This window comes from Brachybacterium netajii (SeqCode), assembly GCF_054114245.1.
The window spans coordinates 1-21,067 of sequence record NZ_JBSYXB010000012.1; the positions used below are offsets into that span (position 1 = coordinate 1).

The 21,067-nt window shown below is 71.5% G+C and carries 12 protein-coding genes, 2 pseudogenes and 1 other annotated feature; of the genes and pseudogenes, 8 read left to right on the forward strand and 6 right to left on the reverse strand.

All coding sequences use genetic code 11. The features are described 5' to 3' along the window. Positions 1-349: 349 nt before the first annotated feature. On the forward strand, positions 350-3,817 hold the full coding sequence (locus tag ACXET9_RS15180; protein ID WP_457887529.1) for a DEAD/DEAH box helicase: 3,468 nt from the start codon (positions 350-352) through the stop codon (positions 3,815-3,817). Here ACXET9_RS15180 and ACXET9_RS15185 read toward each other — a convergent pair. Together ACXET9_RS15185 and ACXET9_RS15190 are read right to left on the reverse strand one after the other, a co-directional pair. Continuing rightward, positions 3,805-5,868, reverse strand: a complete 2,064-nt coding sequence (locus ACXET9_RS15185) for a hypothetical protein (RefSeq protein ID WP_457887530.1) — start codon at positions 5,866-5,868, stop codon at positions 3,805-3,807. The two genes, ACXET9_RS15180 and ACXET9_RS15185, sit on opposite strands and share 13 nt — an antisense overlap. A gap of 259 nt (positions 5,869-6,127) precedes the next feature. Further along, positions 6,128-6,517 carry a heavy metal-responsive transcriptional regulator gene (locus tag ACXET9_RS15190; protein ID WP_010552305.1) on the reverse strand — a complete coding sequence of 130 codons (390 nt, stop codon included), beginning with the start codon at positions 6,515-6,517 and terminating at the stop codon, positions 6,128-6,130. A gap of 105 nt (positions 6,518-6,622) precedes the next feature. On the opposite strand from ACXET9_RS15190, the gene merA reads away from it, so the two are divergent. Both merA and ACXET9_RS15200 read left to right on the forward strand, forming a co-directional pair. Then, positions 6,623-8,026, forward strand: coding sequence for a mercury(II) reductase (merA, locus tag ACXET9_RS15195; protein WP_075892188.1), 1,404 nt, complete (start codon positions 6,623-6,625; stop codon positions 8,024-8,026). A gap of 382 nt (positions 8,027-8,408) precedes the next feature. Then, positions 8,409-8,597, forward strand: a pseudogene (locus ACXET9_RS15200) (transposase); the annotation flags it as partial. 79 nt (positions 8,598-8,676) lie between these two features. On the opposite strand, the gene ACXET9_RS15205 reads toward ACXET9_RS15200, so the two are convergent. Both ACXET9_RS15205 and cmtR read right to left on the reverse strand, forming a co-directional pair. Next, positions 8,677-9,279: a cadmium resistance transporter gene (locus tag ACXET9_RS15205; protein WP_016997609.1), complete on the reverse strand. Its 603-nt coding sequence runs from the start codon at positions 9,277-9,279 to the stop codon at positions 8,677-8,679. Continuing rightward, the gene (gene cmtR, locus ACXET9_RS15210) at positions 9,276-9,635 is read right to left on the reverse strand and encodes a Cd(II)/Pb(II)-sensing metalloregulatory transcriptional regulator CmtR (protein ID WP_006590980.1); all 360 of its coding nucleotides are present in this window, start codon (positions 9,633-9,635) and stop codon (positions 9,276-9,278) included. Before cmtR ends, ACXET9_RS15205 begins: the two co-directional genes overlap by 4 nt. Positions 9,636-9,834: 199 nt before the next feature. Here cmtR and ACXET9_RS15215 point away from each other — a divergent pair. Beyond that, positions 9,835-9,993: pseudogene (locus ACXET9_RS15215) on the forward strand (transposase); the annotation flags it as partial. 49 nt (positions 9,994-10,042) lie between these two features. Here ACXET9_RS15215 and ACXET9_RS15220 read toward each other — a convergent pair. Further along, positions 10,043-11,265 (reverse strand): IS3 family transposase gene (locus ACXET9_RS15220; protein ID WP_457887531.1). Its coding sequence is split into 2 segments (ribosomal slippage): positions 10,043-10,986 and positions 10,986-11,265, totalling 1,224 coding nucleotides; the frame shifts between segments, so codons are not numbered across the junction. Beyond that, positions 10,894-10,996: a sequence feature (AL1L pseudoknot), on the reverse strand. It overlaps the preceding gene by 103 nt. Before the next feature lie 639 nt (positions 11,266-11,904). On the opposite strand from ACXET9_RS15220, the gene ACXET9_RS15225 reads away from it, so the two are divergent. The 4 genes from ACXET9_RS15225 (at position 11,905) to ACXET9_RS15240 (ending at position 19,676) form a co-directional block, all read left to right on the forward strand. Then, the gene (locus ACXET9_RS15225) at positions 11,905-13,500 is read left to right on the forward strand and encodes an outer membrane protein assembly factor BamB family protein (protein WP_457887532.1); all 1,596 of its coding nucleotides are present in this window, start codon (positions 11,905-11,907) and stop codon (positions 13,498-13,500) included. Beyond that, a complete protein-coding gene (locus ACXET9_RS15230; RefSeq protein WP_457887533.1) occupies positions 13,497-14,660 on the forward strand; it encodes a variant leucine-rich repeat-containing protein in 1,164 nt (387 codons plus the stop codon). Before ACXET9_RS15225 ends, ACXET9_RS15230 begins: the two co-directional genes overlap by 4 nt. A 190-nt stretch (positions 14,661-14,850) precedes the next feature. Beyond that, positions 14,851-18,924: an nSTAND1 domain-containing NTPase gene (locus ACXET9_RS15235; protein WP_457887534.1), complete on the forward strand. Its 4,074-nt coding sequence runs from the start codon at positions 14,851-14,853 to the stop codon at positions 18,922-18,924. A 113-nt stretch (positions 18,925-19,037) separates the two neighbouring features. Then, positions 19,038-19,676 (forward strand): hypothetical protein, encoded by a 639-nt coding sequence (locus ACXET9_RS15240; protein WP_457887535.1) that lies wholly within the window; start codon positions 19,038-19,040, stop codon positions 19,674-19,676. 94 nt (positions 19,677-19,770) lie between these two features. Here ACXET9_RS15240 and ACXET9_RS15245 read toward each other — a convergent pair whose 3' ends face one another. After that, positions 19,771-21,015, reverse strand: coding sequence for an MFS transporter (locus tag ACXET9_RS15245; RefSeq protein ID WP_457887584.1), 1,245 nt, complete (start codon positions 21,013-21,015; stop codon positions 19,771-19,773). Positions 21,016-21,067: the final 52 nt, after the last annotated feature.

Below are 21,067 nucleotides of genomic sequence, written 5' to 3' on the forward strand. Positions count from 1 at the left end.
GCCCCTTTTCGCATGCCCGAAAGCAGGGGGCTATGGCCGCTGGTTTCCGCAGCCTGTGTGTCGAAGAGCTCCGTGCTGTCGAGAGCCAGGAATGTTTCACGTGAAACGTTGAGCTATGCGCCCGCCACGGCTCAATACTCCTCCCCATCCCGGGTTCTTCCACATTGATGCTGACGACGACGTGGACACGCTCGGAGATCGACATCCTGACGGGATGAATCGATCTCCCGCAGAGCTCACCGCCCCTCGTCCCGTCGTCCATGCTGTCGACGGTGCGGCAGACCCCGCCCATCTCGACGATCCGATGGAGCTCGCACGGCTCGCTCGAGCATGGAAGGGTCTCGGGCGAATGGGTCTGGCAGTCACGGAAGACGGCTGGACAGCAGCACGGCGCGAGCTCGACGCCGGGCACGCTCCCCTCCTCGCGGGGCGCAAGGGGAGGCTGCTGCAGCTCCGCTTCCCCGACGGCACTCTCACGCAGATCGATGAGCGGCACTTCTTCCGCACCTTCGACTCGTGCAGCTGCGGTGTCGAGTCCTGCCAGCACCAGGCGACAGCGCTGCGTGCTCTGGCGGAGGGCCGCTGTCGGACCTCCTGGCGGCGTCTAGCGGAGTCAGGGCCGACGCCGGCATCGAGCGCCTGGAACGTTCCCCTGGTGACGGCGCTGGTGATGTCGCATGAAGCGCATCTGCCCCGCGACCACGGCACCCCGATCGTCATCCGTCCATCGCGGCCCACGACGTCCGGAAGCTGGCACCGCAGAGTCACCTGGGCCGCCATCGACGACGCGATCGAGGCGATGCCCGCGGGGCAGCAGGCCGTCCTGCGGATGCTCTCCCGCTCCCGCGGCGCCCTGGGCATCGGGACCACGATCGCCGATCTCGGGCCCGAGCTCTGGCCCCTGCTGGAGACGGCCCGAGCGGCAGGGCTCGAGATCGTGGGGGACGGGACGCTCGTGCTCGCGGGTCCCGTGGACATCGAGGTGAGGGTCGCTCGTCAGGACGGCGGCTTCATCGTCACGGCACGGCCGTCGTGGGAGCACAGCGCCGAACCCCTCAGCTGGCATCTCCACGGGGACCCCGCCGGAAGCATCGTCGCCGAGCTCCGTCGTGAGGATGATGCCGGGGGAACGCCGATCCCGCACCTGCATCCCCTGCCCGATGATCCGCGCCTGCGGTCGCTGCTGAGCGTTGCGGAGCTGTGGATACCGGATCACGAGGCCGAGGAGTTCGCACGGGAGGTTCTGCCGGACTTCGCGGATCGTCCTGGCATCCGGCTGACCGGTGCGGCCGACGAGCTCCTGACCGGGCTGCTGCCGATACGCCTCCGTCTGACGCTGGAAGGCGCCGGCACCCATATCGACAAGTCTGCCAATGAAGAATCGCCGCCGTCCGCGGGAGATGGGAACGGGCGGGGCATCTCGGAGCCGGGGGCTGGGGTCCCGGAGGCGCTGCAGGTCGACGAGAGGATCCGCCTCTGCTGGAGCTGGGAGTACGGGGACGAGGGGCAGCCGGGCCATCGGATCGTTCCACTGCTGCCTCATGGCGAGCCCGGGCGGCGCGAGCGTGAGGAGGGGCGATTGCTCGGTGGACTGATCGCGGAGCACCCGGAGATCTTCGAACGGGTCACCGAGGAGCGGACGGTGGGCCGGGAGGAGGCCCGCCACCTCCTCGCACGATGGAGAGCGCTCCTCGACGACGATTCCCGTGTCCTCTTCAGACCCCTTGCGCGAGGGCTGATGCTTCCTGACGCGGGTGCGGTGATGATCCGGTGGCGGCTCGGCGGGAGGGCGGACGACCCGGCGGGTCCAGCGGACGATGCGGCGGCTCCAGCGGATGAACCGTCGGGTCCAGGGGAACTGCTCGGCTCCCGTGACCATCCCGATCCTCTGTACGCCGAGGACGACAGGGACGACGGCGCGGACGACGAGGAGCACGACGACGGGGCCCCGCGGCGGGACTGGCTCGACCTCGACGGCCGCGTCGACGTCGAGGGGGCGACCATGTCGCTCGCAACCCTCATCGTGCTGCTGCGCTCCGGGCGGCGGTATGCCGCGGTGGGGGAGGCCTGCCTCGACCTCGGCACTCCTGAGCTGGAACGGTTACGCACCCTCCTGGAGACGGCCGCCGCCCTGCCCGATCGCGAACGGCTCCTCATCAACCGGCACGATCTCACCGCGATCGAACAGCTCGCCCATCTCGACGGCCTCGCCGCCGACGCCGCCGACTGGCGTCGGCAGCTGGCCAGGGTCCGTCCGGCTGATCTGAGCGATGAGCCGCTCGTCAGCGGGGTCGACGCGGACCTCCGCCCGTATCAGCTCGACGGCTATCGCTGGCTCAGCGCACGCTGGGACGCCGGCCTCGGCGCGATCCTCGCCGACGACATGGGCCTCGGCAAGACGCTCCAGCTGCTCGCCGCGATCCAGCGCCATCGGCAGGGCCGCGGCCCATCAGAGCCGCATTCGGCAGGGCCGCACCCGCCAGAGCCGCATTCGGCAGGATCGCGGCCGGCGGACCTGCGCCCGGTGCTCGTCGTCGCGCCCCGCTCCGTGCTCGGGACCTGGGCACAGCAGGCGGGACAGTTCGTCCCTGACCTGCGCGTCCGTGTGGTGACGAAGAGCCTCGAGGAGGACATCGATCCGTCGTCGGCCGATCTGATCGTCGTGTCCCATCAGCTGCTGCGACGCGATGCCGCGAGGTACCGGCAGGTCGAGTGGGCGGCGATGATCGTCGACGAGGCGCAGGTCGCGAAGAACCCCGTCTCGCAGCTGCACCGGGCGCTGCGCAGCATCCGCCGCGAGGTCACCATCGCGGTCACCGGGACTCCCATCGAGAACTCCCTGCAGGATCTGTGGTCGCTCGCGGCGCTCACCGCGCCCGGGCTCCTGCCGCCGCTGGGTACCTTCACCTCCGCGTGGCGGCGCCCCATCGAGCGCGGCACCGCCCGTGGAGAGGGGAAGCTCGAGCTGCTCCGTCGGCGGATCGCACCGCTCCTGCTGCGCCGCACCAAGGATCTCGTGGCCCAGGACCTCCCGCCGAAGACCGAGACGACGCTGGTGCTGCCCCTCGCCGTCGCGCACATCAACCGGTACACGACGGCGCTGAACAAGGAGCGCCAGCGGATGCTCGGCCTCCTGAAGGATCCTGCGGCGAACCGTCTCGAGATCCTCGCGTCCCTCACCCGTCTGCGGCTGCTCGCCACCGATCCCGGGAGCGCGGAGCAGCCGTCGGCGAAGGTCCGCGAGCTCGTGACCAGGCTGCGGGAGCTCGCCGGCGCCGGACACCGGGCCCTCGTGTTCAGCCAGTTCACGCAGCATCTGCGGGTCGTCCGGGGGATCCTCGAGGGGCATGGCATCACGACCGCCTATCTCGACGGCACCACCGCCGACCGCGATGCCGTCATCGACGCCTTCCGCGACGGGGACCAGCAGGCGTTCCTCATCAGCCTCAAGGCCGGCGGCTCCGGCCTCACCCTCATCGAAGCGGACTACGTGTTCCTGCTGGACCCGTGGTGGAATCCCGCGGTCGAGGAGCAGGCGATCGACCGCACGCACCGCATCGGCCAGGACAAGCCGGTGACGGTCTACCGACTCGTCTCCGCCGACACCATCGAGGAGAAGGTCCTCGCCCTCCAGGCCGGGAAGCGGGACCTCGCTGCCGCATTCCTCGGCGACGGAGCGCGCGGGGCCGACGGTGCCGACGGGGCCGACGGTGCCGACGGCGGGATGCTGGATGCTGAGCAGATCAGGGGCCTGCTGGGCGCGGGCGATCCGGCAGCGGACGATCTGGCTGGCGGCGAGGGGGATCAGCCGTCGTAGACCCAGACCCCTCCTTCGCGGCGCAGCGGCGTGCGCGTCTCGTATGACGCGGACTCGTCGCCGTGGGAGACCAGCTCGAGAGTCGGATACCCGGAGGCATCGGTGCCGAGCCAGGAGACGGAGAAGTAGTCCGTCGGCGGGGCTGCGTCGTCGGGGATCGTCGCGTAGTCGATCGAGTCCGAGGTGTACATCGAGACCACCTCCGCCACGGTGAAGTATCCGGCGGGCTCGACGCTCAGCGTCACCGCGGCTGTCCCCATCTCCCCGGGGGAGTCGAGGAAGATGCTCGCGCCGCCGGTGCCGTCGGTGCCGTCGCGGCCGGAGACCGCAGCGTGGACCTGGAACAGATCGGCGGGGGAGGTCGAGCCGGGGTACTCCCAGGACTCCCAGGTGACGCGGTCGAGCTCGGGCCCGTCGGAGGAGCCGGAACCCGCACCGCCGGACCAGACGTCGTCGGCGGAGTCCCCGTGCAGATCCGTGATCCGTCCGTCCGCGTCGACGACGAGGAGCGCCCCGGCGATGGCATGGTCGAGCCCCGCATCGCTCAGCGCGATGGCGTCCCGCTCCAGCCGGGTGACCAGGGCGAGCCGGAGCGTACCCTGCGTCGGATGGTCGACGCGGAAGGTGTCGACGATCGTGCAGCGGGCAGTGCCGCCGCAGCCCGGGAACTCCGCCACCGCGGGAATCCCGGTGAGGTCGGGCGCGGGGCGGCTCGTCGCCCCGGAGGAGGCGACCGGGATGACGGAGACCTCGACGGTGCCCGTGCCATCGCCCCGCGCTTCCGCGACCAGGCCCGTGATGACCTGGACGATCTTCGGACCGAAGGAGGTGTAGATCGCCAGGCGCAGCGACACCCACCTCGCTGCCTTCGCGTCGAGGGACGTGAGGCCCAGATCGAGCGCGGGACCGACGCACTCGAGGAGCTGATCGGCATCGCCCACATCCGTCGTGGCGGCCGCGTACCCGCCGATGCACGTCAGCCAGCCGTAGCCGTCGAAGAGCGCCTCGCCGACCGTGTCCACGACCTGTCCCATCGCCAGATCGATCGAGGCCTGCAGGAGCATGTGGGAGCTGGAGAGGACGAGCGCCAGGTCCAGGTCGATCTCGAGGGTCTGCGCGGTGTCGCCGAGCGGCAGGTCGACGGTCGAGGCCGGCGGGAGCTGGACGGCCTCCCCGTCGCTCGCCTCGTAGACCGCCTGCGATATGGCGGTGACGGCCTGCTGCCCGTACGAGGGGTCGAGGAACGTCATCGGCGTGCGGACGGCGGGCGCCGCGAGGGCGATCCCGTCGTCGGCCTCGAGCAGCCAGGTGTACGGGCCGCTGTTGCGGATCCGCAGCGCGACGCCGCCTTCGTCGGTCTCGACGACGCACGCGTGGTAGAGGGCCGACGACGAGGACGCGCTGTAGAGGACGTCGTCGACCGTCAGAGTCTGGCCGTAGCACTCCGGAGGATCGTCGATCTCGAGGAGCGCGTCCTGCGCGAACTCCATCAGCCCGTTCCAGAGGGGCCGCGCGATGACGACGCCGAACCAGGAGAAGTGGTCCATGGCGAACGTCGCGACGCCGTCGTCGACGGTGACGGGGATGCCCTCCCAGAGGCCGGTCTCGCTGTTGAGCGTCACGGCGGCGAGGAACTCGGCATCGGCGTCAGCATCGATGTCGTCGGGAACCGGGACCGTGATCGAGATCGGGGCGGCGGGCTGCTCGCCGGTGCTGAGGCTCAGGTCGTACACCGCGGTGACGAGCTCGATGTCCTCGTCGTCGAGCTCGCCGACAGGGGCGTCCTTCGCGACCGCGGTCTCGATGATCAGATCGGTCCCGGCCGGGGCGGTGCCCGCCGGGATCGACACGGCGAACTCGCCGACGGACGCCTCAGCACCGTCCTCCCCGATCGGTACGACGGCGCTGCCGTCGGCGCCCGTCGTCATCGCCGTCGCGGCGGCGGACGTCGTCGGGAGATCGGTGCCGGCCGGCGGAGCGCAGCCGACGACGAGCGCGCCGAGGAGCAGCGCGGCGAGGAGGAGCCGCAGGGGACGATGCACGACGGGCATGGCGAGCCTCTCGGACCGGGGCTGGGACTGGGGATGGGGCTGGGAGACGGAGGGTGGGAGCCCGACCGCCCGACCGCCATTCTCGGAGGTCCTCAGGACCGCGCTGTGACTCCGTCCGCTAATTGGCGGGGTTCTTCGGTCGCTTCGTGGCGGTCTCACTGACGAGCGATGGCCAGCGGGGCCGGGTCGATCGGTCCCCGGGACGCTGTTCGGCACCAAGCGGTAGGCACTGCGCCAGCCAGGTTCGGGACCGTGCGGATCACAGGTAGCGGCAGATGGTCGTGGCGTCGCAGTTGGTCGGGTCGACCGTGGCGGCAGCGTCGCTGAGTTGGGCGACGGTGTGTCGCAGTGCCTGTAGGTCGGCGATTTGGCGGTCCAGGTCGTCCAGGCGGGTCTCGAGCAGATCTTGCACGTGCCGGCAGGGTGCGACCCCGGCGTCGCGGATGTCGAGGACCTCGCGGATTTGGGCCAGAGTGAACCCAGCGGTGCGGCTGCGGCGGATGAAGCCCAGGCGCGCCAGGGCTTCAGCGGCGTAGTCGCGGTAGCCGTTGGCGGTTCGGTCCGGTGCGGGCAGCAGCCCGGCTTCTTCGTAGAAGCGCAGCGTCTTGGTTGTGGTGCCGCTGGCCTCGGCCAGCTCACCGATCCGCACGGCGCCTCCTTGCTCGAACGGCTTCCACGTTCATCTTGACCTTTCCCTGCACTGGAAGGTCCATTCTGGTCACTGGAGACGTGCAACGCAAAGGAGATGTGCGATATGGGTGAGGACTACGACGTCGATTTGGCCGTGATCGGGTCAGGAGGCGCGGCCATGTCGGCGGCGATCGCGGCCAGCCAGGCCGGCAAGAGTGTGGTGTTGATCGAACGCGGCGTCCTCGGCGGCACGTGCGTGAACATCGGCTGTGTGCCGTCCAAGACGCTGCTGGCGGCCGCCGGAGCGCGGCACGCCGCGCTGACCAACCCCTTCGCAGGCGTCCCGACGTCAGCCGGACCGGTGGATCTGGGCGCCCTAGTGGCGCAGAAGGATGGCCTGATCGAGAGCCTGCGCGAGGCGAAGTACGCCGACGTAGCCGCCGCCTACGGCTTCGAGGTCCGCTCGGGCCAGGCCGCCTTCCTGAACAAGGACACCATGGCCGTCGACGGCGCGGTGCTGCGGGCCCGGGCCTACCTGATCGCCACCGGCTCCACCCCCGCCGTCCCGGACGTGGCCGGCCTTGAGTCCGTGGACTGGCTGACCTCGACCACGGCGATGGAGCTCACCGAGCTGCCCAAGTCCCTGGTCGTCATCGGTGGCGGCTATGTCGGGATGGAGCAGGCCCAGCTGTTCGCCCACCTCGGTGCCCGGGTGTCGGTGGTCGGGCGTCTGGCGCCCCACGCCGAGCCGGAGCTGGCCCAGGGGCTTCGGGAGGTTTTCGCCGACGATGGCATCACGGTGGTCGAGGAGCACGCGACCGCGGTGGCCACCGGCATCGGTCCTCATGGACAGGACGTCGTGGTGAGCACCGCCTCCGGCGCGCAGGTCCGCGGAGCACGGCTGTTGGTGGCCACCGGGCGCTTCGCGCGCACCGACGGCCTGGACCTGGCCGCTGCCGCGGTGGACGTGGACGAGCGGGGCTTCGTCGTGGTCGACGAGTCCCAGCGCACCTCCAACCCGCGCATCTACGCCGCCGGTGACGTCTCGGGGGCTCCTCAGTACGTCTACGTAGCCGCCGCCGGCGGTCGGGCCGCCGCGCTCAACGCACTTGCCGACGACGGTCGGGCCACGCCCGCACGCGTGGACTACACCGGTCTGCCTGCGGTCGTGTTCACCAGGCCCCAGCTGGCCTCGGCAGGGCTGACAGAGGACGAGGCCCTCGCCCGCGGGTACGTGTGCGACTGCCGGGTCCTGGGCCTATCCGACGTCCCTCGGGCGTTGGTCCAGCACGACACCAGGGGCGCGGTGAAGCTCGTAGTTGACGCCACGACCGGCAAGGTGCTGGGCGTGCACGCTCTGGCCGACGGCGCCGGGGAGATCATGCTGGCGGCCACCTACGCCATCAAGGCCGGCATGACCGTTGATGATCTGGCCGACACCTGGGCGCCGTACCTGACCATGGCGGAGAGTCTGCGCATCGTCGCCGGCCTCTTCCGCAACCAGATGCCGACGTCCTGCTGCGCCTGAGATCCCTCGTATCCACTGGCCCAATCCGAGGCCCGGGCCGGGGCGCCGGGGACGCCTGGTCCTCGGTACTGGTGCAGCAGTGCGCCTGTTCTGCATCGGGCACCCTTGCTGCTGGCCTTCGGTGTAGCCGGTCTCGGCGCGGTGTTTTCACCGGCACCGCCGCCGTGCTCACTATCGCCGCCATCGTCCTGGCAGTGACCGGAGCACGCCGCGCCGACCTCATCTCGCCGGTAGCTGTGGCGGCACGGAGGCTGAATCCTCGCTGTGTGGTTGGGCCGGTTCAGGGTGGCGTTGAGAAAACTCGCCGGTGGTGGTGGGGGCCTGACCCTTGTTCGTGGACACGCTGATTCCAGCATCTGCTGGGGAAGCGAGATCATGAACCATGGCCAGGAAGAACTACTCCGAAGAGTTTCGCCAGCAGGCGGTTGACCTGTACGAGTCGACACCGGGAGCGACGCTCCGCGGTATCGCGGAGGACCTCGGGATCGTCCGAGGCGCGCTGTGGCTTCGTTCGCTTGGTGGCGGGGTTTTTGCAGCGCTCCGTGGCGGTCTTGTTGCCGCGATCACGCAGGACTGGCTGCAGGTAGGTGTCGCGGTCTGAACCGAGAGGGGTGCGCCCGGTCGGGGCCGTTTGGATCGCCGCCGCTACGTCAGAGTCCGAAGGCTCCGCCGCTGACGAGGATCACGATGCCGAGGCCGATGAGAACGATGGGGAAGAGGATGTGCTCCCAGCGTTCGAGCACTTCGGCGATCGGGGGGCGGGTGGCGACGAACTTTGCCAGGGCCACCAGGACCGCGACGAGCGCGAGGAAGACGATGCAGTAGGCGACTACTGCGAGAGGTTCCACGCTGAGGAAGACAGGGGTGTAGACGCCGATGTTGTCGCCGCCGTTGGCAAGGGTGACGCCTGCGACGGTCCACACGCCGACCTTCTTGCCGGCAACCTTGGCCTCGTCGTCATCGTCGTCATCGTCTCCGCGCCAGGCCTGCCATGCGGCCCAGAGGCCGAGGCCCAGAGGGATGAGACCGAAGTACGGGATGGCTGCCGAGGGCAGGAATGCTCCGGCACCGATGGTCACCAGGACCGCGGCACCGAGGATGCCGGCGAATCCGAGGTACTGGCCGGCCAGAATGCGGGCGGTAGTGCCGCGCTGGCCTGCCCCTCGCGCGAAGAAGAGGGAGAGCACGATGATGTCGTCGATGTTGGTCGCTGCGAACAGGCCCATCGCCTGCAAGACCGAGGTGAGGATCATGCGCCCTCCCCAGCTGCGTCGCATCCGGGAAGCGAGCAGGCGGGATCGATGCACGGGGCGTCTTCGTCCACTGCCAGGGTGGCATCGACCAGTGCCGTCAGCGCCTGCGCCAGGTGCGAATCGGCGATCTCATATCGTGTCCGACGACCCTCGGGCTCGGAGACGACGATCCCGCAATCGCGCAGGCATGCCAGGTGGTTGGACACGTTCGGGCGTGTCAGGTCCAGATCTCGGGCCAGTTCCGCCGGGTAAGCGGGATGGTCGAGCAGGGTCAAGATGATCCGGGATCGAGTGGGGTCGGCCAGTGCACGACCCAGGCGGTTCATCACGTCGAGACGCGAAGCAATAGTCAGCATGGACTGAACTATACAGCGCGCACTGAACACTCGGTCACAGGCGTCAGCCCAGATCGCATGCCCGTAAGGGGAACCCTCACCGGACACCACCGCTACTTATCGAGAGGAACGACGGCACGCCTGGCGGGCGGGACTGATGCATGATCAGGTGTCACATCAGCTGTGGCGCTGAGGAGCGTCGCAGGGAAGGATGTGCACCATGCCTGCTCCCTATCCCCAGGAGTTCCGCGACGACGTCGTCCGCGTCGCGAGGAACCGTGAACCCGGCCAGAAACTCTCCACGATCGCGCGCGACTTCGGGATCTCCGAGTCGTGCCTGACGAACTGGATGCGCCAGGCCGACGTCGAGGACGGCGCCCGGCCCGGCAAGACCCGCGAGGTGAAGCGCCCTGGGTTTCGTTCCGTGGTTAGACGGTCGCGGACGCGGTCGTCGTGGGGTGAGTGTAGGCCGCTTCGACCGCTGCGGGGGTGCGGTAGTCGAGAGCTTCATGGAGCCGGGACGTGTTCCACCAGTGGACCCATCCCATCGTGGCGAGCTCGACCTCGCTGACGGACTCCCAGATCCGCTTCGAGTAGATCAACTCCGCCTTGTAGAGACCGTTCACGGTCTCGGCCAGCGCGTTATCGTAGCTATCTCCGACGGTGCCGACTGAAGCTTTCACGCCTGCTGTGATGAGCGCGTCCGAATAGGCCAGCGAGACGTACTGACTACCCCTGTCAGAATGGTGGATCAGACCGCTCTCATTCTTGCTTGCCCCCGTTGAGAGAAGTGCGTGCTCCAGTGCCAGCAGTGGCAGATTCTCCGTGTGAAGGGTGGGTGCGACCGCCCAGCCGACGATTCTGCGGCTGAAGACATCGGTGATGAATGCGACGTAGCAGAATCCGGTGAGGATCCGGACGTAGGTGATGTCGGCGACCCATAGCTGCTGCGGGCGATCCGTGACGAGCTTCCGTTCGACGAGGTCGGGTCGCTGGTCATCTCCGGCCTCTGGACGGGTGGTGACGGGCATGCGACCTCGGCGGACACCCTGGAGTCCTGCGATCTTCATCAGTCGTGCCACCTGGTCTCGGCCCACGTCCCATCCCGCATGCCGCATGGCGCGCCACATCTTCCGGACCCCGTAGACGCTGTAATTCTCCTGATGAATCCGCTTCACCTCCTCCAGGAGGATTTCGTCCCGCATGCTTCGAGCGGAGGCCGGCCTATTCTTCAAGGCGCGGTATCCGCGGGAGGTGATGAACCCACATTCTGTCGCTCCGAGGATGCGACAGATGGCCTCGACCCCGAACTTCTCGCGGTGCTTATCGATGAACGCGATCATTTCGTTGTGGGGCGGTCGAGTTCCGCTGCGAAAAACGTCGAGGCGGCCTTCAAGATCTCGTTGGCTCGCTGCGCCTCCGCCAGCTCTCGCCGGAGACGACGGTTCTCCTCCTCGAGCGACCCTTCCGGTCCCGACGGCTCGGTGGGGCCGTAGCGGTTGCACAAGATCCGTAGCGTCTCCGTGCCGACCCCGAGTTGCGGGGCGACCGCACGGATCGATACTGCGCGGGGACCACCCTCGCGGGCTTGGCGGTCGTAGACCATGCGCACGGCGCGGTCACGCAGCTCTGGACTGAACTTCTTGGGCATGCTCCGATTCTCCTTGCTGAGACTCGGAACGGAACCCAGGGCGCTTCAACGTCATCGAAGCCGCACAGAGCACCCTGGTCATCGGTGTCACCTGACCCCGCCACGAAGCGACCGAAGAACCCCGCCATTCAGCAGACGAAGTCACAACCGCGCGACCCGATTCCGCAGGAAACGCGGTTCGGGATCGTCCGGATGTGGCCGAGAGCGGTGGAGCGGGACGGCGGGCGGCCGCTGCGACCGGCCGAGGTCGCCGATGGCGAGGGGGCGGCTTCGAGGCGGCGAGCAGGAAGAGCGCCAGCTCAGAGGGCTCTGACGTGCAGTGCCGCAGGTCCGGGAGTGTTCGGGTCCGCGGCTGACCGCAGCGGAGAGGAGACGGGGCGGGCGATAGTGGAATGCGCGATGACGCGGTCCGGAAGGGCAGACATCGCGGCACATGGTGCGGCACGCCCCCGGCTCCGGCGGAGCGATCCAGCACCGATTCAGGAGCAGGGCGTCGACCGCCATCCGTATGGACAGGAGGCCCATCGCCCGATGAATGAGCACGATCCTCAGGCGCGGCAGTGTGCCGGCGCCCCCGGGACGGCAGATGCGCACCTGCCCGCGTCGGCCGCCTCCCCCTCAGCGTCCGCCTCTCCCGCGGTGTCCGCGGTGCTGCCAGCGGATCGCGCGCGGTCGGCGGCCACGCTCTCCTACTCGGCGATCACCCCGGAGTATCCGCCGGTCGATCTCGCGCAGGCGATCTTCGGGGAGCCGTCGTCGGCGACGCCGCAGCCCTCGGCGTCAGCATCGTCGCAGCCGTCGGCATCGCCCGCCCCGCAGGCGCCCGCCGCGCCGCGTCGGCGGCGGCAGGGCGTCGTCGTGCTGATCATCGTGGCGGTGATCCTGCTGCTCGGGCTGGTCACCACCGGCGCGGTCGTCGCCTCGCGAGCCCTGGGAGGCACGCGCGACCTGGACCTGAGCAGTCCCGCCGTGGAGAGCCTCCGGGAGGAGCCCGCCGTGGCCTGGACCTATGCGTACCGCACGAGCGGCCAGCGGGGGGACGGCGCGCCGACGATCGACGCGGTCGTCCCCATGCCCGACGGGAACATCGCCGTCCTCGTCGTCCCGAACCTGTCCGAGGGCGAGAGCCGGGTCGACATGATCGACGGCGAGACCGGCGAGGTCCTCTGGTCGCAGCCGTTCGAGCGGCTCGGCCTGCGCGAGGGATACCAGGCGCGGCTGCTGGCGCCGTCGCCCGAGGGCCACCTCACGGTCGCCGTCGAGGGCTTCACCGACGCGACGCCCCTGCAGCTGGTGTCGATCCGTCCGGAGGACGGCGGCATCGTCTCCACGGCCGAGCTCGAGGGCGCCTCCCTCCGCCGCGCCGCCGGGGATTCCGTCGCCCTCGGGATCCCCACCACCGCCTGGCAGGACCGTGTCGTGGACAAGGCGCTGGTCGTCGTCACCGATGACGGCCTGCGGCGCCTGGACACGGGAGATCTCGACGGGGATCCCGTGTGGTCCGCTGCGATCCCCGGGGCGGACCGCGTGGCCGTCGATCGCGACTACGTGCAGTTCTCGGTCGGGGAGACCCAGTGGTGGCTCGACGCGGACACCGGCTTCGAGCCCGCCTGGTTCGACGGCGACAGCGCCGGTGCCAGCGCCGGGGGCAGCGGGAGCGTCTCCTACTGGCCCGTCTTCGAGGACATGGTCCTGCGTGTGGACCTCGTCGACCGGGAGGACGGCGAGGGGGAGTATGTGCTCGATGCCCTCGCGCCCGACGGGACGACGCTCTGGCGGGAGACGGCGGCGACGGTGCTCTCCGCGGAGACCGCCGACGGCAGCGAGCTCTTCGTCGCCGACCGGGAGGCCGACGGCGACCAGCGCGGTCTGCGGCGACTGGACCCGGCCACCGGCGAGGACCTGTGGGGCCACGAGTACGACGAGGCGTTCGGGACGATGGCGCCCCGGGTCGTCGCCGGCGATGTCTCGATCGCCGCCGCCGACGGCATCGGCGGGACGGCGCTGCTGGACGCGAGCACCGGGCAGGTCGCCCACCGGATCCCCGGTGTCCCCGTGCTCTTCGCGGATGACCTGGTCTACATGGAGGACGGCGACGAGCTCAGCGCCTGGGACGTCGATACCGGCGTTCGGCTGTGGTCGCTGACCCTGGACGACGGCGTGTTCCCGGCGAGCATCGGCACCGCGGTCATGCTCGTCGACCCCGTGCACGGAACGATGGAGAGGCTGCGATGAACCGGACCTGGGAGCAGCTGCGGCGCGAGGCCGCGGACCCGACGACGTCGGCCGGGCGCCTCGCCCAGCTGGCGGTCGACCACCGGCAGCTGTGGGACCTGATCGTCGCGAACCCGTCCTGCGACGCCGCCTACCGGGACTGGATCATCGCCCAGCGCCCCGATCTCCGCGCGGCCGACTCCGCGGCGCCGACGGCCGACGGCCCGGGCGAGTACGGGTACGCCCTCGGCGGCTACGCCGCCGGTTACCCGACGTCCGGCGCTCCGGCCCCGTCGGCCGACGGCGCTCCGGCCGACCGCACCTGGACCGTCGGCGCAGCGGCTGCCGGCGCCCCGGCTGTCGGCGGATCGACCATCGGCGCACCGATCGTCGGTGCATCGGTCGGCGGGACGCCGGCTCCGGGTGCGTCGACCGCCGCGGTGCCCGTGGCGGCGGAGCCGTCGCGCGCCGTGGGCCGTCGGCCGAAGCGTGTGGTCGTCCCCGTGCTGGTGACGCTCATGCTGCTCGTGACCGTCGGCGCCGGCGTCGCCTGGTGGGTGCTCGACAGCGGGCGGACGGGGAGCACGGTCGCGGGGAGCGAGGCGGACCCGCCGCGCCGGAGCGACGCCGTCGGCGAGCCGACGGACGAGTCGACGCCGACGGATGCCGGATCGTCGACCGCGACCGATGATGCCGCGACCGACGGCCCGACGACGGACAGCGCGACGACCGACAGCGCGTCCGCGGATCCTGTCGTCCCGGACGACGGCTGGTCGGGGTCGGCGATCCCGGTCGGCGACGTGAGCGTCGACGGCCTGGAGGTCCGGGTGCCGTCGCTCGCGGAGGGCGACTATCTGCTGCTCTCCTCGCCCTCGCAGAACATCTCGTGCCAGATCGGACGGGACGTCTTCGGCTGCTCGATCGCGGAGCGGGAATGGGAGGACGCCTGCCCCGAGCACGCCCTCGCCTCCTTCGTCTCGGTCGGAGGAGGGTCGGCGACCACGGACTGCGAGCGGAGCTTCCTCGGCCGGGCCGGCGACGACGCCTACACGCTGGAGTACGGGCAGGTGCTCATCACCGACAACGTCTCCTGCTTCTCGGACACGACGGGCCTCAGCTGCGGGCGCCTCGACTCCGACGCCTGGATGATGCTGAGCCGGGCCCGCTACTCCCTGCAGTGACCAGCGGCGACCCGGCCGCCGCGTGGCGGATGACGGCGGAGGGCGACGCGCGGCGACACATGGCCGGACATGTCCGCGGACGGCCCCCGGCGGCCTGAAATGTCCGATAATCTCTCCCCTCGGACGGTGCGTGGCGCCCCGGACGCATCTCGGGATACCGTAACTATCTAGACTCCCCGAGGAGGCACCGGTGAACGCAGAACCTGCGCATCCCGCACCCCCGCAGCACGACGGACCCACCGGTGACCTCGACGGGGAGGAGGCCGGGGCCAGCCCGCGCGCGGCGCTCGACCGCTCGCGGCCCGACGGCGTCCAGGGCGTCGTCGACGCGCTCCGGCACGCCAAGGAGGCCGCCGGCCTCTCCTACCGCAAGCTCACCGGACTCACCGGCATCTCCACCGCCACCCTCCAGGGCTGGCTCTCCGGCCGGTACGTCCCGCAGCTGTCGATGCGCGCGGAGTTCGAGAAGCTCGTCGACGTCGTCGGCCTGACCGACCCCGCGGGCACCCCCGGAGGCATCACCGCGGCCGACTGGTGGGACGCGCTGCGCGTGGATCCCGGGCGCAAGAAGCAGATCCCGCCGCCGTACCCGGGCGTGCGGCCCTACGACGTCGAGTCCGCGGCGGCGTTCGTCGGCCGCGAGGAGCTCCTCGCCGCCCTGCAGGAGCGGATCGCCCGTCGGCTCGCCGGAGAGGAGTCGCCGCTGCTGCTGGTCACGGGCCGATCGGGCGTCGGGAAGTCCTCCGCCGTCGCGGCCGCCGTGGGCACCCTGCCGCCCGCCGTGGGCACCCTGCCCGCCACGAGCACCCGGCCCGCCGGGGCCGAGCGGGAGCTGCGCCGCGAGATCGTCTCGCCGGGCATGCTCGCGATCGAGGCGCTCGCGCGGGTGGAGGCGGGGGAGTGCGACGTCCTCGTCCTCGACCATGCCGAGATGCTGTGGACCGGGGTGAGCGAGGCCGTCCGCGACGAGATTCTCGAGCGCCTCGCCCGGCTCGACGCCCGTCCGTCGGCCGATGCCCGTCCGCCCGCCGCCTGCCCGCCCGCCGCGGTCGTCGTCGTGCTGCGCGCGGACGCGGTCGCCCCCGCGACCGACGTCGACGTGCTGCGGCGTGCGCTCGAGGACTCGGCCGTCGTCGTCGGCCCCATCACCGAGCGTGACGCCGTCCGGATCATCGCCGAGCCCCCGCGGCGCGCCGGGATCGTCGTCGAGCCCGGCCTCGTCGAGATCATCCTGCGCGATGCGGGCGCGACCGGCGGGTCCGCCCGCGGAGCGGGTGCGGGCGACCGGACGCTCGTCGGCGTGCTCCCGCTGCTGTCGCAGACCATGCGCAGCCTCTGGCTGGACCGCGCGGACCCCGAGCGGATCGCCGTCGAGGACTACCGGCGCAGCGGCGGTCTGGCCCGCTCCGTCGAGCACAGCGCCGAGGCCGCCTACGCGCAGCTCTCGGACGCCGGCCGCGCGAAGGTCTGGGCGGTGCTGCGGGAGATGATCCGCCAGGACACGCCCGTCCCCACCCGGCGCACCGTCGCCGTCGACGGGTGGACCGATCCCGGGTCCCTCGAAGTGCTGGAGGTGTTCCTGCCGGCGCGGCTGCTCACGAGCGACGCCGACGGCATCACCCTCGGCCACGACCTCCTGCTGACCGCCTGGCCGCGGCTCGCGAACTGGCTCGAGGCCGCGACCGAATGGTCGACCGCCCGCCAGCTGCTCGCTCGCTTCGCCGCCTTCTGGGACGAGTCCGGACGGCCCGACGACCTCCTCGCCTCGCGCAGCGCCGCCGTGCTCCTCGACGCCCACGAGCAGGCGGGATCGCGGCCCGGCGGCCGCGACCGTCCGCCGGGGGAGCGCGCGGTCGCGCTCGCCGAGGAGGCGCCGTACACGCGGCTCGAGCGGGAGTTCCTCGAGGCCGGTCGCGGCGCCCGCGATGCGATGCTGCAGGAGACGGAGGCGGACAACCGTCGCCTGCGCTCCTCCCGCAGCCGCTTCCGGATCGTCGCCGCCGCAGCCTCCGTGCTGCTGGTGATCGCGATGATCGCGGCCGGGGTCGCGCTCGCGGCGAACCGGGGCCTCGCCGAGGCGCGCGCCGTCGCCCTGTCCGGGCAGATCGCCCTGTACTCGGACGCCGCCGCCCGGACCATGCCGGCGGAGGCCGCGCAGCTCGCGGTCGCCGCGTACACCCTCGACGACAACACGGCCACCCGCGGGCAGCTGCTGTCGCAGACCGCCGCCCCGCTCCCGCGCCGACTGCTGACCGCCGTCGGCCCCGCGGACCTCGCCTCCGCCGGGGACCTGCTGGTCCGGGGCGGGGCCGGGGGCGAGCTGCGGATCTACTCCGCCAGCACGGGCGAGCTGCGCACCGAGATCACCGCGCCGGTCACGAACGTCTACGCCGTCAGCCTCGTCGACACGGGCGATCGGATCCTCCTCGCCGCCTCCGGCGAGAACCTCGGCGGGGCCGACGGCGGCGCCGCCGACGGCTGCCTCTGGGATGTCACCGGTGCGCCGTACCGGCTCGGCTGCACCCTCATCCCCGCGAAGTCCGACGCCGTGCTCGTGCTCGACGACGGCAGCGGCGTCCTCTTCGGCGCGGGAGACGGCACGATCGTCCGCCTCGCCGTCGACGGCGACGAGGTGACCGTGCTCGACCCGTTCGTCGGCCCGCTCGCGACCGCGCCCGACGACGCAGGCGAGGACGGCACGGGCGAGGACGGCACCGCGGAGGACGGCACGGCGGAGGAGCCCGTGGTCTCGGCCGTGCGCGCGCTGGTCTCCGCCGACGGGATCCTCGTGGTCGCCGGGTACGACGGCTCCGTCGCGCTGCTCGCGGACCCGCTCGGCGACGCGCACTACACGACGGTCCGGCAGCTGCCCGGCCTGCAGTCGCTCGCCCTCTCCGCCGACGGCACCCGCTACGCGATCTCGACCCGCGACAGCACGCTCGAGCTCGGGAGCATCGTCGCCGGGGAGATCGGCCAGCCGACGGCGGTCGCGGAGTTCGAGTCCTGGGTCAACCAGGCCGCCTTCCTGCCCGACGGACGGGTCGCCGCCGTCAGCTCCGACCAGTCCCTGCGGGTGTTCGCCGCCGACGGCACCGAGCTGCAGGTCCAGGAGACCGCCTCGCTGCTCACCGCCGTCGAGCTCGTCGGCAGCGCCCTGGTGACCTCGTCGATCGACGGCGTGGTGTCGGTGTGGCCCGCGGCGGCGTTCGCCGACGTCGAGAGCCGCGGCCGCCTCTTCGAGGTCGTCGCCGGCTCGCAGGACCAGCAGGTCACCGCCAGCCTCGGGGAGGACGACGGGAAGCTCCGGGCGGCTCGCCTGCAGGCTGACGGCACGTTCCGGCCGCTCGCCGTCCCCGCCCTCGACCAGCCCACGAGCTACGGCATCGGCATGACGCAGGATGCGAGCATGGTCGCCACCGGCGGCTGGGACGGCGACCTGCACCTGTGGGCGATCGGCGAGGCCTCCCTCAGCGAACCCGTGTCCGTGCAGGCCATGGACCCGGGCTCCCTCATCACCTACATCCGGTTCAACCCCTCCGGGACCCGGCTCGCGGTCGCCGCGCAGAACAGCGCCGAGGTCCTCGTCCTCGACGTCGATCCGGGGGCCGACGGCGCGGACGGGGCCGAGGCCGGCATCATGACCGAGGCGCTGTCGATCCCCGTCACCGCGGGCGGGACGCTGACCTTCCTCGACGACGACACGCTCGCGCTCGACGACGGGCACAGCGCCCTCCAGATCTGGGACGTCGCGGCGGGGGAGCAGCTCGGCGCCGCGACGGTCGACGGCGACCGCCCCTCCTTCGTGCTCGCCCGCCCTGGCCATCCCGGGCAGATCGGCTTCACGATGAGCGATCTGAGCGTCGGGATCATGGACCTCTCCGACCCGTCGGACCCGCAGATCCTCTCGCGGATCTCCAAGCTGACCGACAACCCGCTCAGCCTCGACTTCACCTCCGACGGCGGCACGATCGCGATCGCCGCCGTCAGCGCCGCGGAGCTGCGGGAGGTCTCCGACGACGGGGAGATCAGCGCGACCGGTCTGCGTCTGACGGGCCCCGCCGACGGCCACATCACCGACGTCGCCTTCCTCGGCGGCGACACCCGTCTCGCGGCCTCCACCTACACGGCGGGCATCTGGCGCTGGGACCTCGACCCCGAGCGGGCGACGGCGACCATCTGCTCCAGGATCGGCGATCCCCTCACCGAGGAGGCCGCGGTCGCCCTCGCCCCGACCCTGCCGGAGGACGCCGCGATGTGCGGGTGAGGCCGCGGACGCGGCGGGGCAGACGGGCGGGAGGGCCGACGGCCGCAGTGCGGATCGCCCGACGTACTACGGTGAGGCCGTCCCCGTGATCGCCGATGCTCCGAGGAGCCGCCATGTCCGAGCACCCGTCCCCGTCCGCCGCGCCCGCCGTGCCCGTCGGCCCCGCCTCGTCGGCCGCGGATCCGGCCGTGCGCAGGGCGACCCGCCGGGGCGTCCGCTACGGCCTGTCCCTCGCGCTCGTGCTGGTCGGGGTGTACGAGGTCATGACCTGGTCGCCGACGGCGCTCATGACCCTCATCGATCCGCTCTGGGTCGCCCAGAACCTCGTGCAGCTGGCCATCGGGATCGGGCTGCTGGCCGTCGGCCTCGCGGTCGCGCCCGCGCATCCCGCGCGCGTCGGGATCGCCGCGGTGCTCGCGATCGGGGCGGTGGTCCTGACGGCGCTGCTGACGTACCTGCGGTTCCGAGGCGATCTGCCCATCCTGCCGCCGCTCCTCCTGATCATCGTGACCCCGGGAACGGCGGCCCTGGCCGCGGGCCTGCTGGGGTGGCTGATCGTGCGCGGGCGCCATCCGCTGACGTGGATCGGGGTCGTGGCGGCGGTGCTCCCGGGGATCCTGACCTACGTCCTGCTGGTCAACGGCGCCCCGGCGGCCATCGGCTGGTTCGCGAACCTGCTGGCGTTCGCCGTGATCGGCGTCGGCGGAGCCTGGCTCGCGGTCGGGCTGTCGAAGGTGCTGCCGGGGCGCTGAACCGGTTCCGCGGACCGGCTGCCGGTGCTCCGGCCGTTAGGGCGGCCCGTCCGTCGGAGCGCTCCGCCCGTCGGAGCGATCCGCTCGTCGGGCCTCAGCAGCCGGCGGGCACCGACGCCTCGGCCTGCACGTCGGCGTCGGCCGCCGCGAGCGCCGCCGCGCCGGAGACCTGCTCCGTCTGCTCCGTCTGCTCCACCAGCGCGGCCTGCGCGGCCTGCCGACGGTGCACGAGGAGCGACCAGGTCGCCACCACGATGCCCGCGACGGCCAGGCCGACGCCCACCCACGACGGGGCGAGCAGGCCCATGCCGGCGGCGAGCACGGCCGCGCCGAGCGCCGCGCCGAGGGAGTTGCCGGCGTTCAGCGCCGAATGGTGCAGCGCGGCCGCGAGGGACGGGGCGTCGGGGGAGGCGTCCATGAGGAACAGCTGCAGCGAGGGGCCCATGAGCTGGCTCGTCGTGGCGACCGCGAACATCAGGAGGAACCCGGCGATGACGTGGTGGGCGAGCAGCGCGAACAGCGCGAGGCTGATGCCCATGCCGATCAGTCCCAGGAAGATCGTCAGGTAGACGCTGCGGTCGGCGAGCCGGCCGGCGGCCATGTTGCCGACGGTCATGCCGGTGCCGAACACGAGCAGCGCGATCGGGACGGACTGCTCGGTCAGGCCCATGACGCCGGGGACGAGCTCGCCGATGTACGAGTACATGGCGAACATGCCGCCGAAGCCGATCGCGCCGATGCCGACGCCGAACCACACCTGCGCACGGCGCAGGGCCTGCAGCTCGGCGCGGATGGAGCCGGTGACGCCGGCGTTCTCGGGCTCGGGCACGAGCCGCCAGATCGCGAGGGTGCTGGCCGCGGCGATCACCACGACGATGACGTAGGCGGTGCGCCAGCCGAGGTTCTGCCCGAGGGCGGTGGAGGCGGGCACGCCGACCATCGTCGCGATCGTCAGGCCCAGCATGATCAGCGAGACCGAGCGGGCGCGCCGGCCGGCGGGGGACAGACGCGCGGCGACCAGCGAGGCGACGCCGAAGTAGGCGCCGTGGGGGAGGCCCGCGACGAAGCGCGCCCCGGCCAGCACCGTGAAGCTCGGGGCGATCGCCGAGAGCAGGTTCCCGAGGCCGATCAGGGCGATCAGCAGCACCAGCAGCTGCGAGCGCGGCATCCGCACGGCCGCGATCGTCACCAGCGGTGCGCCGACGACGACGCCCAGCGCGTACAGGCTGATGAGCATGCCCGCGCGCGGGATCGACACCGAGAGGTCGTCGGCGATCTGCGGCAGCAGGCCCATGGACGCGAACTCCGTGGTGCCGATCGCGAAGGCGCCCAGCGACATCGCGAGGATGACCAGCCGCAGGCGCGCGGGCGCCAGCGGGGACGACGACGGG